Raw genomic sequence first — 15,371 nt, 5'->3', positions numbered from 1 at the left:
AGGCCTTGTGTAGACATGGCCTTCAAACTGGAATTATTTTAATCTCCCATAAATGGTACCGAACCGAGTCGCATGCTCCATCTCATCAGTCATAGCTGTAAATAACGCTTGATAAGCGACGGGCGTAGGAATCATAAACAGCATCTCCCTGTACATCTCGGCCGCTTTAAATTCATCTTGTTGAGCCCTGATCACACCATTCTCGAAAGACCGGTAGCTGATCATTTCGGGTTCAAAATCATGATACTTTCCTGTCAACTGAAAGTGAAGGTGTTGAAACATTTGATAATGTTTCAATTCATCATCTTCCGCATGCTTAATATAATCCCTGAATAAACGGTTACTTGTATCCCCTTTTAGTCGGCTGTAAAAATCATGATCCTTCCACTCTTCTTCAATTGACCTTTGCAGCCTTTGGATAAAGGACTCACGATAGCCCTGCATTTGATCTCCTCCCTTACTACAAGAATATGAAGGGGAAGGACAAGTTTATGCTCCGTGTTGGTTCATTGAATTTCGGAATCAGGGCAAAATGAAAGGAGGAGGTGAACATATGGATAAGCATAAAAAACATGTAGCACCTGAAGGAAAGGGTAAATTCGAGCTTGACGTCGATCGGATGATCAATGAGGGTATGGCAGGTGGCACGATTAAACCTGTCTACGGGCATGAGCAAATCGGAGAAACTCACGAAATTCCTGAGCAAAAAGAGGAAAAATGAAAAGAAAAAGCTGTCTCCTGTTTGCCTTTCATCAGATGCAACAGGTGACAGCTTTCTTCATTACCGGCTTTTAACAATCATCTGTACAGCTTCGTTAATTAATTCTTCCGCTGATTCGCCTTCCTCATGAGCATCACGAATACAGCCTTCTAAATTTTTTGCTACGATATATCCAATCGCACGGTCCATCGCAGAACGTGCGGCTGACAACTGGGTAATAACATCTTTACAATCCTTGTCTTCATCCATCATCTTGAGGACACCACGAACTTGACCTTCAATCCTTTTTAAACGGTTTTTCGTTTCAGGACCGTAAATACTTTTATCCTTCACTTGATCCAATTCCTTCTCCTCCTCTCTTCAGGTACAAAGTTTTATACCTTCAACGCTTTGCGGATTTTGTCCATTGTATTACTATAATAGTAAATATCCAACCAAAAAGGAAGAGATTCATGTCAGTTGTAGACCAACTTAAACGATTATACCCTTCAATCACGATAAATAAACTAGGGTTTGACAATCATACGGAATACAAATGGTTCCAAACCGAAAATGCAGAAATCGTAGGAATTAAAAAAGATGAACTTGATCAGCAATCTTCTGAATTGCTCTCTATATTCCTCAAACCTTTAAGCTCAGAAGAATCCACCATGACGGAAAGGGAGAAGCGATGGTCATCATTTCTTTATAAAAATGAGAAGACTCAAGATATGGTGTGGCCGGTATCCTTTCGGTTTGTTCTCTTTTCCATTGAAGATGCTGAAGCAGAGAAAGATATTGTAAAGGAAGCACTTCAATCCCTATTTCCTCAAGAAATGCCTCTCTTATGGACATCGGATCGTGAGGGGTTCATCATAGAGGAAATATCATCTAAAGATCAGGAAATCATGGAATTTGAAGGCATGACAGACGTATTAAGCAGTGATTTTTATACAGATATCCATTTATTTATTAGTGAATTCACTTCGACACAGGAGGATGCCTCAAAAATATTGAAATGGGCACAGCACGGAGCAAGAATAGCCAAAGAACATAAACTAGGTTCAATTATTACCTATATGGATATTATCCCCTATTTATATATAGACGCACTTCCAGAAGAAGAATGGGAACATATTCGTAGATCCATCTTTAAGGACATCGAAAAGGACAAGGAATTATTGCAGACCATCCGGATCTTCCTGGAATCGGGTTCTAATACATCTCTAGCTGCTAAAAAACTGTATATGCATAGAAACAGTCTCCAATACCGAGTGGACAAATTTGTGGAAAAAACGGGGCTTGATATTAAACAATTTCAGGGCGCGGTCATTACTTATCTCGCATTATTACACATGGAATACTGACAATCGACAAAGTGCACAAACATACCCTTCCAAGCTTTGTGCACTTTGTCCATTTACCGTTTTCAGAAACTTCGATACACTGTAATCAATCAAGAAAGCGATTTCAAATTACTAGGGGGATATAAAATGGCTGAAATAAAACTGAACAATATTGATAAAGTATATGATAAAAGTGTAAAAGCAGTGGATGATTTCAACTTACACATCAAGGATAAAGAGTTTATCGTATTCGTCGGTCCATCCGGTTGCGGTAAATCTACGACACTTCGTATGATTGCAGGACTTGAAGAAATTACAAACGGCGATTTCATGATTGATGAAAAACGCATGAATGACGTAGCACCAAAAGACCGAGACATCGCGATGGTTTTCCAAAACTACGCTTTGTACCCGCACATGAACGTATATGATAATATGGCGTTCGGCCTCAAACTTCGCAAAATGGATAAAAGCGAAATTGAGAAACGTGTAAATAATGCGGCGCAAATCCTTGGCCTTGAGGCTTTACTTGACCGTAAACCGAAAGCGCTGTCAGGTGGTCAAAGACAGCGTGTTGCTCTTGGTCGTGCGATTGTCCGAGATGCGAAAGTATTCTTGATGGACGAGCCACTTTCCAACCTTGATGCAAAGCTTCGTGTTCAGATGCGTGCAGAAATTCAGAAATTGCACCAACGTCTTCAAACGACGACCATCTACGTCACGCACGACCAGACAGAGGCGATGACGATGGCAACACGACTTGTTGTTATGAAAGACGGCGTCATTCAACAAGTAGGTGCACCAAAAGATGTTTATGACAAACCTGAAAATGTTTTTGTCGGCGGCTTTATCGGTTCTCCGGCGATGAACTTCCTGAATGGAAAACTTGCCGACGGCCACATCGAGCTGGGCGAGGTCAAAATCGCTGTTCCTGAAGGGAAAATGAAACCTCTTCGTGAACAAAACTATATCGGTAAAGAAGTGATTCTTGGTGTAAGACCGGAAGATATGCATGATGAGCCTGTATTTATTGATGCAAACCAGGATAAGAAGATCACTGCAGACATTGAAGTAGCAGAATTGATGGGATCTGAGTCTTACTTATATTCCAAACTGAATGATCAGGACTTTATCGCTCGTGTAGACTCTCGTTCAGATATTAATGGTGGAGATCAGATTACGTTGGCAATCGATATGAACAAAGTTCACTTCTTTGATAAAGACTCTGAATTACGTATCCGCTAATAGATGAAAAACGCAGCCTTGTGGGCTGCGTTTTTTTATGTGGCTTGAATATCATTCAAACCACAATCTTCACAAACAAATAAATGGACGCATTCCTCAGTAATGGATGAATTCAAATCACCATCAACGAGATCTGTATATTTCTGATCAAGATAAGGACTGTAATCATCCAAGAAATCCGTGACACGTCCTTGATCTCGCATTGTTCCTTCGCATTTGGGGCAGGTTCTCTCAGAGGGTGCCCACCCATTGCATACACCACATTCTTGCATCGCTCGCCACTTCTTTCAAAACGATCTAAAGAATTCAATCTTCGTGCAACGTATGAATGCTTCAAGACATCCAAAAAATAAAGAGGAAGGGCGCACCCTTCCTCCTTCGTCACAAGTATTTATTTGTATTGTTGTCCACCGAACTGTTGCTCAGCCATTTGGACAAGACGCTTAGTGATCTCACCACCTACAGAACCGTTAGCACGGGATGTAGAGTCAGCACCAAGTTGTACGCCAAATTCTTGTGCGATTTCGTATTTCATTTGGTCTAGAGCTTGTTGTACACCAGGTACAACCAACTCGTTTGAACTGTTGTTGTTAGCCATGTGTCTCACCTCCTGTCTTGTGTAATCGTAGTATGGGTCGGTCTGGTTGTTTTTATGTCAAAAAAACAGGTGGTAATTACTGGAGAAATTTATACCAGGCTAATAAACATGGCTAACAACAAAATCATTTCGCGTTTGGCTTCGTCATCGCTTTAGGATCAACATATTCTTCAAATTGATCTTCGGTAAGAATACCTAGCTCAACCGCTGTTTCTTTCAATGTCTGATCTTTTTCAAAAGCTGTTTTTGCGATTTTCGCTGCATTTTCATATCCAATATGAGGGTTTAGAGCTGTCACAAGCATTAAGGAATCACGTAAGTATTTTTCAATTTGTTCATGATTCGGCTCCAATCCGCTCACACAACGTTCATCGAAAGAAACGATGCTGTCCGCAAGAAGTTGTGCAGACTGCAAGAAATTATAAGCGATTACTGGTTTGAATACGTTCAGCTCAAAGTTCCCCTGACTAGCTGCAAAACCGATCGTAGCGTCGTTCCCCATCACCTGAGCCGCAACCATCGTTACCGCTTCGCTTTGTGTCGGGTTCACTTTACCCGGCATAATGGAACTTCCCGGTTCATTTGCTGGAATCGTTATTTCTCCAATGCCACAACGCGGGCCACTTGCAAGCCACCTTACATCATTGGCTATTTTCATCAGATCGGCAGCCAAGGCTTTCAAAGCACCATGCGTGTGAACAAGTTCGTCATGCGAGGTAAGCGCATGGAACTTATTCGGTGCGGAAATAAAGCCTTTTCCTGTCGCCTCGTTAATTTGAGCCACAACTTGTTCAGAAAAATTTTCATGAGCATTCAATCCCGTACCTACAGCTGTTCCACCAATCGCAAGCTCTTTTACATATTCCGTACTTTCTATCAGCATTTTTTCCGTTTTTTCAAGCATGCGATGCCAACCGCTGATTTCCTGACCGAGTGTCAAGGGAGTGGCATCCTGTAAGTGAGTACGGCCAATTTTAACAATATCGTTAAACGCTTCCATTTTTTCTTGTAATGTATGTTTAAATTGGATCAAGGCTGGAAGAACGACATCCTCAATCTTTCTGACAGATGCAATATGCATGGCTGTCGGATAAGTATCATTCGAACTTTGAGATTTATTTACATCATCATTCGGGTGGAGGCGCGTTTCACTTCCTTTATCTTCCAGCCATTGTGAACCGACGTAAGCGATAACTTCATTCACGTTCATATTGGATTGCGTCCCGCTTCCCGTCTGCCAGACGACAAGAGGGAAATGCTCGTCAAGTTCTCCGGCAATAATGAGATCCGCCGCATAAGCTATAGCGTCTGCTTTTTCCTCTTCAAGCAAACCAAGTGCTGCATTTGCTTTTGCCGCGCTTTTTTTAAGAATAGCAAAGCCCTCAACAACTTCTTTCGGCATTTTTTCATCACCGATGGGGAAATTTTGTTTACTTCTCTGTGTTTGAGCTCCCCAAAACTTTTCGCTCGGTACTTTGATTTCTCCTATGGTATCTTTCTCAATGCGATAATCCATGAATATCCTCCCTTTGCTCAAATCATTGCATGCCCTTTCATTGTATCAAGAATCTTTTGAACAATCACCAGAAGCCCGCTCTTTTTGACAATTTTCTTCAAGTTACAAGTCAGATTATTTACATTTTTCAGATATTTATGTATAATGAATCCATCAAGCAAAGGTACATATCTTCCATCCTTGCTTGATCTCTCAAGTGGGTAAAAAGTGGTGAAAAAGAGCCTTTTCAGAAAGGCTCTTTTTTTTTGAATCCACACATCCATTAAAGCTCCCGTTTTGTGGAAGACACAGTTTCGAGGCTTTTGTTGAGTGGATGGGGGCTGCAGGGAATAGCTCGCTTTCCGCGGGAGCGCGGTGAGCCTCCTCGGACTGCGTCCTGTGGGGTCTCACCAAGCACTTTTTTCCCGCAGGAGTCTCGCCATTCCCCTCCGCCCCTTTGCCATAAAAGGATCTCGAAACCACTTCAACAAATAGCGGAGCTTCCAATAGTAGCGTGTAGATTCTAAAGAGTGTACACTTTCCATGGAAAGCCTGCTACAGAGCGCTTTATCAATCCAGAACTGGGATGATGGAAGACACTCATCCTGGGCAAAGTGGGTTCGTTTTTCACACTTATCGAATGGGGGGGTTGGGAAGCTGCGCATAGCCGTCAAGCTAGTGAATGATTGTAATTTAGCTTAAGTGATAATCATTTACTATTCCTTTATTTTCCAGTTGGTGCCCTACCAAAAGCTGAAAGTGTCAAGGTTCTAAAAATCAGTCGTTCATCTTTTACTTGTAAGCTATACCTAAAATGTCAAATGGGCTGAGATGGTTCTTTCTGTGCTCTTTTCCTCCGTGAATCCTGGCATTCTCGTAGACAAGCCTTATCATGGCCCTCACGTTTTCGACTCCTGTTTCGGCAGCCGTTATCAGGTGAGGCAAAGACTCGCGCGCTGTGTCGATGCATTTGTATTCACTAGCTTCAGCTTGATGAATCTTGTGTAAATACAATCGACATTGGAACGCCAACATTGATGAGAGAAGTATTTCAATCAACGTTCCATATAAATGACATTCAAAGCGTTCTTGTTTCATCTTTTGAACCTCATCAATCTCAAATAAGGACTTCCACGTTTTAAATAAGATTTCGATTTGCCATCTCAGGGAATACAGAGGGTATAGGTCTTGAGCCTTCAAATTCTCATGTGTTATATTGGTCACGAGAATTTGAATAGAGTTTCTTTCTTGGGCAGAAAGGGTCTGGTGGCCTTTCTGCCTTTTTAATTGTAAAGCTCTATCCCGTCTTTTGCGCTGTTCTTTTGTGAGTTTTTGTGCGATCACACGCGCCACAAAGGAGTTGCGAGAGTCTCCGCCAACTTTGATGAACCCGTAGTCGACCGTTTCGCCTCCATCACAACCTTTCAAGTCTTCCTCCGGTTTAACCTGGGTCCAACCTTCTTTTTTACTCCCCAACCAAAATTTCGTCTGACTCGGAACTCGCGTGATTAAAGACGCTTCACTTTTGAAGATTTCCCTGATGATGCTTGCCGAGTAATATCCTAGATCGCGTAAAAGTAAATCCCCCGGCTGGTGGGTCCCTAAAACTTCTCGGGCTGCGTCCTTATCGCTCCTTGATTCGCGGCTAATGGAATGATAAAGAAATTCACCTTTGATGTATTCATATTCCAGTTGTACCTTGACACCAGGGCCTTGAACACCAGGATAATCCTCATAGTTTCTCGGGAGGCGAAAGGATGTCGCACCCATAATTCGAATGCGAGAGAATAAAGAATGGTGGTCCAATATCGTGGAGACCTTTCCCTGTTGACCAGCTAATCGATCATAAATCTGTTTCAAAAACGAAACAGCCTTCGTATTGAAACGTTGGTTCAAGCCCTGTTTGGTTATCGTGGTCAAGTATTCGTAGCTGAATTTGGTGCTTAAATTGCGCAAGCTTTTCTGACTAATCGAATGTTGAAGAAACGTACATAGAACGAGAAAAGCTTCTGGGGTAAGTTTTCCTTTCCGCTTTTGAAACCCTGTATCATAGGCCGTTTTTTGAATGAAATCAGGGTGGAATGTCTGACGAATAACCTGAGACATGGCCTTGATTTGTCTTTCAAATACCATAAAATCATCCTTCCATAGAAATTTCTTCAAGGAAGGATAACGTTTATAGGAGGGAAGATAAAATCGTTGAGCTTAGCTTGACGGCTATGGGGAAGCTGCGAGACTCCCGCGGGAATGGATTGACTGGCGAGACCCCGCAGAGCTTTAGCTCGAGGAGGCTTGCCGTCATCCCCGCAGGAAAGCGAGTAGCTTCCCAACCACCCCTGACGCTCAACTTTGTAACGAACCCCGGTTATCTCGAAACTGAGTCTTACACAATCCTGCCATTTAGTGTAACAAACTCTTATAAAGAATGGAGAATGATGATGCCTAATATATGGACACATATACTGTTTGTGGATCAGTTGTGCGAGGAGCTTGATAGGAAAGACCTTTTAGAAACTTCCCCGGCCCCTTTACATATGGGAGCCCAGGGTCCGGACCCGTTCTTTTATCATAATTTCCTGCCTTTTCTACCGGACAAAGAGGTAGCAGAAATCGGAATGCTGATGCATACAGAAAAATGCGGGCCCTTTTTGATGGATATGATTGAACGAGGAAAGTCAGAGAAAAACTTAATTCAAGCCTTTATCCTGGGCTTTGTGAGCCATCATATACTTGACCGCCATACCCATCCCTACGTTCACTACCATGCAGGTTATGAAGAAAATAAACACCAGGAACTAGAGGTACTTTTAGATACAGTCATGCTTCATCGTGAGAGGAATTTGGAAACATGGAAAAACCCTGTCCATAAGAAAATAAAAATTGGAAAACAAATCCGTCCGATTTCTTCCTTTATGCATTCGATGCTCTCCCATCACTATCCTGAAATCACGACAAAACATAAAAAGAAAGTGATTCAAGAATCTTTTTTCCATATTCAAGCTGCTCAAAGGGTGTTGTATGATCCTTGGAAATGGAAAAATCAATGGTTCGGATCTCTCGTCTCTTCGTTTTCCCATCAGCCAATCGCTGAAAAAAGAGATTTTTTGAATGAGAGCCGTATGGAGTGGTATCACCCGGCAACGAATGAAAAGCGCGCCGAATCTTTTTTGGATTTATATGAACAGGCTAAAAATGAAGGTACCCTTCTTTTTCAGTATATCTTCGAGTATTGGAAAACAGGTTCCCCGGACGTATTGGCTCACATTCAAGAAATCGTCGGAAACATTTCGTATGATACGGGGGAACCTCTTGAAAAAATGCTGACCAACCAGTATTGTCATCCGATTGTGTAAACTACGAACGAATGATGGGCTCTTCATCAGAGTGGGTGTAGGCCTGCGCCTGCTCCACCCCTTTATCTACATCAAGCACGTATAAAAGAATCATGCCAACGATAAAGAAGAACAAGAGGGACAAAATCCCAAAACGGCTGGACCCTGTCAATTGTCCCACAAGTGCAAAGGCAAACGGTCCAAAAATGGCAGCGAATTTTGAAGAGATGCCGTAAAAACCGAAAAACTCCGCATGACGGTCCCCCGGAACCATTCGTCCAAAAATAGAGCGGCTTAAGGCCTGAGCTCCCCCTTGTACGAAACCTACACACACAGCCAGGATGTAAAAATGAAGGGCTGAGGTCATAAAATACCCAAGTGCTACGATGACCAGGTAGATAGATAATGAAATCATGAGCGCACGTTTAGGAGTTATTTTACCTGCCAGCCAACCAAAGAAAAATGTACACGGAATACCGACGAATTGAGTGATGAGTAAAGCCGTAATCAGTGAAGTGCTATCAATACCAATATCCCTTCCATAAATAGTGGCCATTTTTATAATCGTAGATATCCCGTCGTTATAAAGCCAAAATGCTAATAAGAAGATGAGGAGCTGCTTAAACTGTCTCAGTTCTTTCCATGTCCGACCAAGCCGTTGAAAGCCGATGGCTACATAAGAGCGTTCCCTTTTTTGCTGCCTCTTCTTTTCCTCTACAACGTTTTTTATAAGAGGGATGGAAAAAACAAACCACCAAATACCGACAGATACGAAAGCAAGCTTCGTACCCATCAAGGTACTCGGCAGCCCGAACCATTCATACTTCATAATCATCAGCAAGTTGACGGCCAAGAGAACCCCGCCACCGACATACCCTAATGTGAAACCGGCTGCAGAAACCCGGTCTATATCTTCCTCTTTGGCCACTTCAGGTAAAAAGGCATCATAAAATACATTCGCACCTGAAAAGCCAATTGTCCCCACAATCAATAGTATAGAAGCAAAGACGTAATCCCCTTCTCCTACAAAGGCAAGCAAGACGCTAGCAATCATGCCCATATAGGCAAAAAACATCAAAAATCTTTTCTTCGCTGCCGAATAATCACTGATTGCACCAAGAATGGGAGCAAGGATCGCAACGATTAAGACGGCAATGGATTGGGAATATCCCCAATAGCTTGCAGCTAAAGATTCTTGAATACCTTTAGCTGCTACATCATAATAGAATACAGGTAAAACAGCAGCCATGATGGTCGTCGCAAAAGCTGAATTGGCAAAATCATAGAGCATCCAGCTCCGAACGGGTTTCTTTTTCATGGTCATATCCCCCATCTACATTCTTTTGAGACAAGCATAGCAAAGGATTTTCACATTTTTACGTAGTCATAAGTAAACTTTACAAATCTTTGAGGTGATTTAATGAAACTTGCATTATTCGGTGGAACAGGAAGAGTAGGATCTGAAATCGTACGATTAGCTCTAGATGATGAGGTGGAAGTAAAAGCACTCGTTCGTGATGAAAAACGGGCGATGGAAATTATTCCTGGAGCGGAGTTCGTTATTGGCGATGCGAAAAATGAAGAAGACGTAAAAAAGACGATTGCCAACTGTGATGCGGTTATAAGTGCCTTGAACACAGATAAGACGGACACCCTAACAAAGAGTGTACCTTTGATAATAAAAGCGATGAAGGAAGAAGAAATCAAGCGAATCGTCACAATCGGAACGGCAGGCATCCTCAACAGCAGGTTCGAAAAAGAAAAATACCGCTACCAGAGCAATGAATCCAAACGAAAAAAGACATTTGCAGCTGAAGAACACGTTAAAGTATATGAAGCTCTACAGGAAAGTAAGCTGGATTGGACCATCATCTGTCCGACTTACCTGCCTGATGGAGAAAGATACGGCAATATCCGATCCGAACGTGATTTGCTCCCGGAAGACGGCAAAAAGATTACCGTGGCAGACACGGCATTATTCGCCTATCAGGAATTACACAATAATGCATTTTTATATCACCGCGTTGGAATCTGTTATTAAAAAAGCCATTTCTCTCTTGAGAAATGGCTTTCTATCATTCATCCGAAGGGTAAAGGCCAAAAAACTCCTCTAACGTTACGGCCTGTTCATGAACATCTGTAGAGATGTCTTTCCCTACATACCTCAAATGCCAAGGTTCATACATGTAACCGGTGATCTCTTTGGCACCCTCTCTATAACGGATAATAAACCCGTGTTCATGAGCATGGTCGGCCAGCCATTCTCCCTCGTTGGTTTCACCAAAGGACTGCTCCAGTTTGAATGCCACCTGAGCAGAGGTGACATCCATGGCAAGTCCTGTCTGGTGTTCACTCGTACCAGGTTGTGCTGAGAATGTATCTGTTTCTTCTTTGCCATAAACTTCTACATTTCTTTCGTAAATCCTTTTTTGACGATCATAGGAACGATAGCCGGAAGCGGCTACTAAGTCAATTCCATCCTGTTCAGCAGCGTCAAAAAGCTTTTCTAAAGCACGCGCTGCTTCTTTTCTCAACTGTTTTTTCGGGTGGTCTTCTGTGAAATAAAAAGGCACATTCGGGACAGTCAAATCTTCGGGAGTATAATCCTCCGGCAGTTTCCTTCTCTTGTTGACAACCACCTGCAAACTCTCAGGTTCACCTACTTCGACCGTTCCATCATCCAAGACTTTATCTTTTTCTGTTTTCTCAGACGCTGTATCTTTTTCTTCGTCAGCAGGTGTCTGCTCTGTTTCTTCAGGTGAAGAGGATTGTCCTTCCTTATCTGCATCGTTTTGTTCCGATTCTTTTTGGGAAGAAGCAGGAACATCTTCTTCCGACTCTTGTTCGTTCCCAGATGAGGCGAGAGAACAAGCGGTCAAGCTGATACATAACATTGTTAGAATCCATACTTTTTTCAATTGTATTACCTTCCTAGTCTATGATGTTACCCTTACTATAACATTCACAGGAAGATGTTGTATATCTGATCCCTTTCATAAAGCTGTTTTCCTAAAACTCCGCTCATTTACTCTTTGATTTGTTGCAAAAAGTTCCTTGACGAGTTCTATTTAGTCATAGGAAAGAATTCCAATGTTCCTCTTTCATTCATGACCTAAAACTTCACAAAAAAAACCGCTGCATCAGCAACGGTTCTATCTTATTCCCATGTAAAGGGTTGATATTGAAAACTTAAACGTTCAAATTCATCGCGGTCATCGTTATCAATGGCCTGGTTAATTTCCTTATCCAGACGTTCTTTATTAAACTGATAACTTAGTTGATCTAAAAGCAGACGTGAGGCTAACTGTATTCCAAAGGACAACTCTCTCTTTGCCGTAATCTCTTTCCCTTTGTACTCGGGGTGGCGACGGATAACATAATCAATCTTTTGCTTTCTCATGAGACTACCCCCTTCATGCTTTTTTTCATTATGCAGGATTTAATAGAATTTCGCAACAAGTTTTCTGAATATTTAGTATTATGATTCCCAAATTTGAAAAGTTTAAACCTTTCAAACCTATTGCTAGAGGGATTCATCATGATTTACTGTCACAAAATAGTTACTAAATCCCTAAGAGAATTCTATGAACATCTCTATTTCTCGAAAAAAATAGGATTCGCTCACCTCTCCTTGTCACATTTAGAAGAAAGAAAAGCGATGATCAACCTTTTTCCATAAAACTCACAAATGGGCCCTCATTCCCCAAACTTCCTTTATAAAGTAAAAAAAGAGTATGAAACTCAAAAAGCTTCATACTCTTCCCTCTATATTAATTGATGAATTTACTTGCTACATCTATTGTACGTTTCACTTGGTGACGTACGCCGCCTTCAACTTCTTCTTTCATATTTCCTTCTCCATCTACGCTCACACTCGTACCGTAAGGGTTGCCTCCTGAAGCAAATACCGCATCATCTGTGTACCCTGGCGCTGCAATGATGGCGCCCCAGTGGAACATCGTAGTGTAAAAGTTCAACAGCGTTGCTTCTTGGCCACCGTGCACGTTTTGAGCAGATGTCATCGCACTGACAACCTTGTTCACAAGTTTTCCTTGGAACCATAGTCCGCCCGCCTGATCCATAAATTGTTTCACTTGCCCAGGAACGTTACCAAAGCGGGTAGGTACACTGAAAATCACAGCGTCCGCCCAATCAAGGTCGTCGATTTTCGCTTCTGGTACAACGTCTTTTGTAGCTAAGTAATGCTCTTTCCATGCAGGATTCTGTTCAATTGCTTCCATAGGAGCTAACTCAGGGACGCGTACCAGTTTCACATCTGCCCCTTCTTGTTTAGCTGCATCTTCCGCCCATTGCGCCATTTGGTAGTTCGTACCTGTAGAACTGTAATAAATGATCGCTAATTTTACGTTTGCCACTAAAATCTCTCCTTTTACATACTATTGGAATCCAAGAATGCCTGTTTATTGTTTCCTAAGATACGATCAGGATTCACAAATAGTATATACCCGCACAAATTAAAATTCAAACTCGAGACTCTTAAATTCGAGATATTTTATAAAACCTTTACAAATTCTATATAATAGTTCAAATAGAGCCTGTTTTGCGCGAAGGCAATTAACATGAACATGGAAAGCTTTTTTTCTCTAGACCCACTGAACTTCTATTTGATAAGCTATATCAAGCCTTTAATTGACCGATCTGGAGGTAAAAGTCCATGAATGAATATGCAAAATTAAAAAAAGGGGAACGAGGGGCCTGGGTTAGTATTATTGCATACCTTGTTCTTGCTACTACAAAATTAATCATTGCCTCCGCAGGAAACTCTGAAGCGCTCCGTGCGGATGGGTTAAACAATACGACCGATGTCATTGCATCCGTGGCTGTCTTGATCGGGCTTAAGATTTCAAGGAAACCACCGGATGAAGATCATCACTATGGACATTTCCGCGCTGAGACGATCGCTTCTCTCATTGCGGCCTTCATTATGATGACTGTCGGCATTGAAGTGATTATCGGTACGGTTCAGGATATTATCCAGCAAAAAGCAAGTGAACCTTCCATGCTTACGGCTTGGACGGCTTTAGCAGCTGCCTTAATCATGTATGGTGTGTATCGCTACAATTTAAATTTATCAAAAAAAGTGGATAGTAATGCCTTATATGCCGCTGCTCAAGATAATCGATCAGATGCTTTAGTAAGTGTCGGTGCAAGCATCGGTATCTTCGGTTCTCAGTTCGGGGTGTTCTGGTTGGATCCTCTTGCTGGTTTGATTGTTGGCCTCATCATTTGTAAAACGGCTTGGGATATTTTTGTCGATGCCACCCACAGCCTTACGGATGGTTATGATGAAGAAGGAATTGAACACATCCGTGAGAGCATATCCGATCATCCTGACGTTTGGGCTGTGAAAGATGTCAAGGCACGGATGCAGGGAAATAAGACGCTTGTCGAAGCCACCATTCACGTCAATCCTGATATTACTGTGCAAGAAGGGCATACCATTACCGATGAAGTGGAAGAGCGATTAGAAAAAGAAAAAAACATCGGTTACGCCCATATCCATATCGAACCCTACGAAGAAAAAGAAGAGACGTAAAAAGCCTGCCATGACGGCAGGCTTTTTTGACGAATATGGTCTGGTTTATGCTAGACGATCAGTTAAGCTCTTTAACTCACTCCAACCATAAGCCGTCTCTTCATAAGTTCCTTGTCCGATCGTGACCCTCTCAGCCTCAACTGGGTCTGCTCCATATTTTATGTAAAAATGGCTGGAAGGATTATTGGTCAGCACCCATACAAGAAGGGATTGGTACCCCGCTTCAAGCATCCCATTTGAGAATACCCGGAGCATTTCTTTCCCATACCCTTTTCCCTGATACTCATCCAGCAAGTATATGGCATAAATTTCTCCGTCAAATCCATAATTCTTTGTCCGCTCTTTTCCACCAGAAACAAAGCCGACAACTTCACCATGATCATTTTCAATAACATAGGCAATCTGACCATTCACAGGAGTTCTAAGCACCGTTTCCCAAAGCGCAATACGGTGCTCAACCGTCGTATTGCTTAAATCCCTTTCATCAATCAAATCTTTATATGTTGATTTCCAACTCTTCACATGAATTTCCGCAATCGTTTCAGCATCCTCAAAGCGGGCAGCTCTAACTTCAGGCATATGGAGATCGTCCCTTCTTCCTCTAATTAATTCTTATTGTAACAAAAAGATGATGCCAAGAGTGACATCACCTTTTATTTGAGGTTTATCTACATTGGAAACTAGAAATTTGTCGTGTATCAAAGCCTGTATAAACCCACTGACGACGGCGACGCTGCCAACGGTAACCAGCTACAGAAGTGCGGCCGATGAATGTCGGATAAAACCAGAACGAGCGGCCGTTAACAAGCGTGATCCATGTGTATCGATAGAGGCAGCCATATAATGACCCTGGATCAACAGCAAATAGAGAAGCCCCTTGTGAACTAGGCGGCTGATCCGGTGGTGGAGGAAGCTGGATTCCAGGACCGCCTGGCCCACCAGGTCCTCCACCAAATGGTGGCTGCCCTTGCCCGCCTCCAAAAGGTGGTCCACCTGGTGGAGGTCCAGGAGGTGGTTGGCCCGGGCCGAATTGGCCTCCCTGATTAGGAAATCCGAAAATCTGCCCGAAAGGAAACCCAAATTGTCGGTGCATAACGA

Annotated in this window: 18 protein-coding genes; 6 read left to right on the top strand and 12 right to left on the bottom strand. The window is 42.4% G+C overall.

Annotated features, from left to right (window positions below):
* Positions 1-33 precede the first annotated feature (33 nt).
* Positions 34-444, bottom strand: a complete 411-nt coding sequence (locus ACJA3J_RS06130) for a ferritin-like domain-containing protein (RefSeq protein WP_089653226.1) — start codon at positions 442-444, stop codon at positions 34-36.
* Between the two features lie 109 nt (positions 445-553).
* Here ACJA3J_RS06130 and ACJA3J_RS06125 point away from each other — a divergent pair, with 109 nt between their 5' ends.
* Positions 554-721 carry a hypothetical protein gene (locus tag ACJA3J_RS06125; protein WP_167356091.1) on the top strand — a complete coding sequence of 56 codons (168 nt, stop codon included), beginning with the start codon at positions 554-556 and terminating at the stop codon, positions 719-721.
* Positions 722-781: 60 nt separating this feature from the next.
* Here the strand turns inward: ACJA3J_RS06125 and ACJA3J_RS06120 are convergent, their stop codons facing one another.
* A complete protein-coding gene (locus ACJA3J_RS06120; protein WP_174787809.1) occupies positions 782-1,063 on the bottom strand; it encodes a metal-sensitive transcriptional regulator in 282 nt (93 codons plus the stop codon).
* 110 nt (positions 1,064-1,173) lie between these two features.
* Here ACJA3J_RS06120 and ACJA3J_RS06115 point away from each other — a divergent pair, with 110 nt between their 5' ends.
* Complete coding sequence (locus ACJA3J_RS06115; RefSeq protein WP_089653224.1) at positions 1,174-2,067, top strand: CdaR family transcriptional regulator; 894 nt, start codon at positions 1,174-1,176, stop codon at positions 2,065-2,067.
* A 126-nt stretch (positions 2,068-2,193) separates the two neighbouring features.
* Positions 2,194-3,291, top strand: coding sequence for an ABC transporter ATP-binding protein (locus ACJA3J_RS06110; protein ID WP_089653223.1), 1,098 nt, complete (start codon positions 2,194-2,196; stop codon positions 3,289-3,291).
* 35 nt (positions 3,292-3,326) lie between these two features.
* On the opposite strand, the gene ACJA3J_RS06105 is transcribed toward ACJA3J_RS06110, so the two are convergent.
* The 4 genes from ACJA3J_RS06105 to ACJA3J_RS06090 all read right to left on the bottom strand — a co-directional run bounded on the left by ACJA3J_RS06105 (position 3,327) and on the right by ACJA3J_RS06090 (position 7,517).
* The gene (locus ACJA3J_RS06105) at positions 3,327-3,494 is read right to left on the bottom strand and encodes a hypothetical protein (RefSeq protein ID WP_160915233.1); all 168 of its coding nucleotides are present in this window, start codon (positions 3,492-3,494) and stop codon (positions 3,327-3,329) included.
* A gap of 188 nt (positions 3,495-3,682) precedes the next feature.
* The gene (locus ACJA3J_RS06100) at positions 3,683-3,889 is read right to left on the bottom strand and encodes an alpha/beta-type small acid-soluble spore protein (protein ID WP_089653219.1); all 207 of its coding nucleotides are present in this window, start codon (positions 3,887-3,889) and stop codon (positions 3,683-3,685) included.
* Between the two features lie 124 nt (positions 3,890-4,013).
* Positions 4,014-5,405, bottom strand: coding sequence for a class II fumarate hydratase (gene fumC / locus ACJA3J_RS06095; RefSeq protein ID WP_406945797.1), 1,392 nt, complete (start codon positions 5,403-5,405; stop codon positions 4,014-4,016).
* Between the two features lie 771 nt (positions 5,406-6,176).
* The gene (locus ACJA3J_RS06090; protein WP_406945796.1) at positions 6,177-7,517 is read right to left on the bottom strand and encodes an IS4 family transposase; all 1,341 of its coding nucleotides are present in this window, start codon (positions 7,515-7,517) and stop codon (positions 6,177-6,179) included.
* Between the two features lie 305 nt (positions 7,518-7,822).
* Between ACJA3J_RS06090 and ACJA3J_RS06085 the strand changes: the two genes are divergently transcribed.
* Entirely contained in the window at positions 7,823-8,737 is a 915-nt protein-coding gene (locus ACJA3J_RS06085; protein ID WP_406945795.1) for a zinc dependent phospholipase C family protein, read from the top strand.
* A gap of 1 nt (position 8,738) precedes the next feature.
* On the opposite strand, the gene ACJA3J_RS06080 is transcribed toward ACJA3J_RS06085, so the two are convergent.
* Entirely contained in the window at positions 8,739-10,034 is a 1,296-nt protein-coding gene (locus ACJA3J_RS06080; RefSeq protein WP_115893481.1) for an MFS transporter, read from the bottom strand.
* 102 nt (positions 10,035-10,136) lie between these two features.
* Here ACJA3J_RS06080 and ACJA3J_RS06075 point away from each other — a divergent pair, with 102 nt between their 5' ends.
* A complete protein-coding gene (locus ACJA3J_RS06075; protein ID WP_089653210.1) occupies positions 10,137-10,757 on the top strand; it encodes an NAD(P)-dependent oxidoreductase in 621 nt (206 codons plus the stop codon).
* A 34-nt stretch (positions 10,758-10,791) separates the two neighbouring features.
* Here ACJA3J_RS06075 and ACJA3J_RS06070 read toward each other — a convergent pair whose 3' ends face one another.
* From ACJA3J_RS06070 to wrbA, 3 genes are all read right to left on the bottom strand, one after another.
* Positions 10,792-11,634, bottom strand: a complete 843-nt coding sequence (locus ACJA3J_RS06070) for a D-alanyl-D-alanine carboxypeptidase family protein (RefSeq protein WP_244157215.1) — start codon at positions 11,632-11,634, stop codon at positions 10,792-10,794.
* Positions 11,635-11,873: 239 nt separating this feature from the next.
* Positions 11,874-12,116: an IDEAL domain-containing protein gene (locus tag ACJA3J_RS06065; protein ID WP_089653208.1), complete on the bottom strand. Its 243-nt coding sequence runs from the start codon at positions 12,114-12,116 to the stop codon at positions 11,874-11,876.
* Positions 12,117-12,486: 370 nt separating this feature from the next.
* The gene (gene wrbA / locus ACJA3J_RS06060) at positions 12,487-13,092 is read right to left on the bottom strand and encodes an NAD(P)H:quinone oxidoreductase (protein ID WP_089653207.1); all 606 of its coding nucleotides are present in this window, start codon (positions 13,090-13,092) and stop codon (positions 12,487-12,489) included.
* 299 nt (positions 13,093-13,391) lie between these two features.
* Between wrbA and ACJA3J_RS06055 the strand changes: the two genes are divergently transcribed.
* A complete protein-coding gene (locus ACJA3J_RS06055) occupies positions 13,392-14,273 on the top strand; it encodes a cation diffusion facilitator family transporter (RefSeq protein WP_089653205.1) in 882 nt (293 codons plus the stop codon).
* A 45-nt stretch (positions 14,274-14,318) separates the two neighbouring features.
* On the opposite strand, the gene ACJA3J_RS06050 is transcribed toward ACJA3J_RS06055, so the two are convergent.
* Both ACJA3J_RS06050 and ACJA3J_RS06045 read right to left on the bottom strand, forming a co-directional pair.
* Complete coding sequence (locus ACJA3J_RS06050; RefSeq protein ID WP_089653203.1) at positions 14,319-14,852, bottom strand: GNAT family N-acetyltransferase; 534 nt, start codon at positions 14,850-14,852, stop codon at positions 14,319-14,321.
* A gap of 85 nt (positions 14,853-14,937) precedes the next feature.
* Positions 14,938-15,366: a hypothetical protein gene (locus ACJA3J_RS06045; protein ID WP_089653202.1), complete on the bottom strand. Its 429-nt coding sequence runs from the start codon at positions 15,364-15,366 to the stop codon at positions 14,938-14,940.
* Positions 15,367-15,371: the final 5 nt, after the last annotated feature.

This window comes from Halobacillus sp. SY10 (genome assembly GCF_045401165.1).
GTDB classification, from domain to species: Bacteria; Bacillota; Bacilli; order Bacillales; family Halobacillaceae; genus Halobacillus; species Halobacillus aidingensis.
Note: the sequence above shows the minus strand (reverse complement) of the source record. Positions and strands in the feature narration are given on the sequence as shown.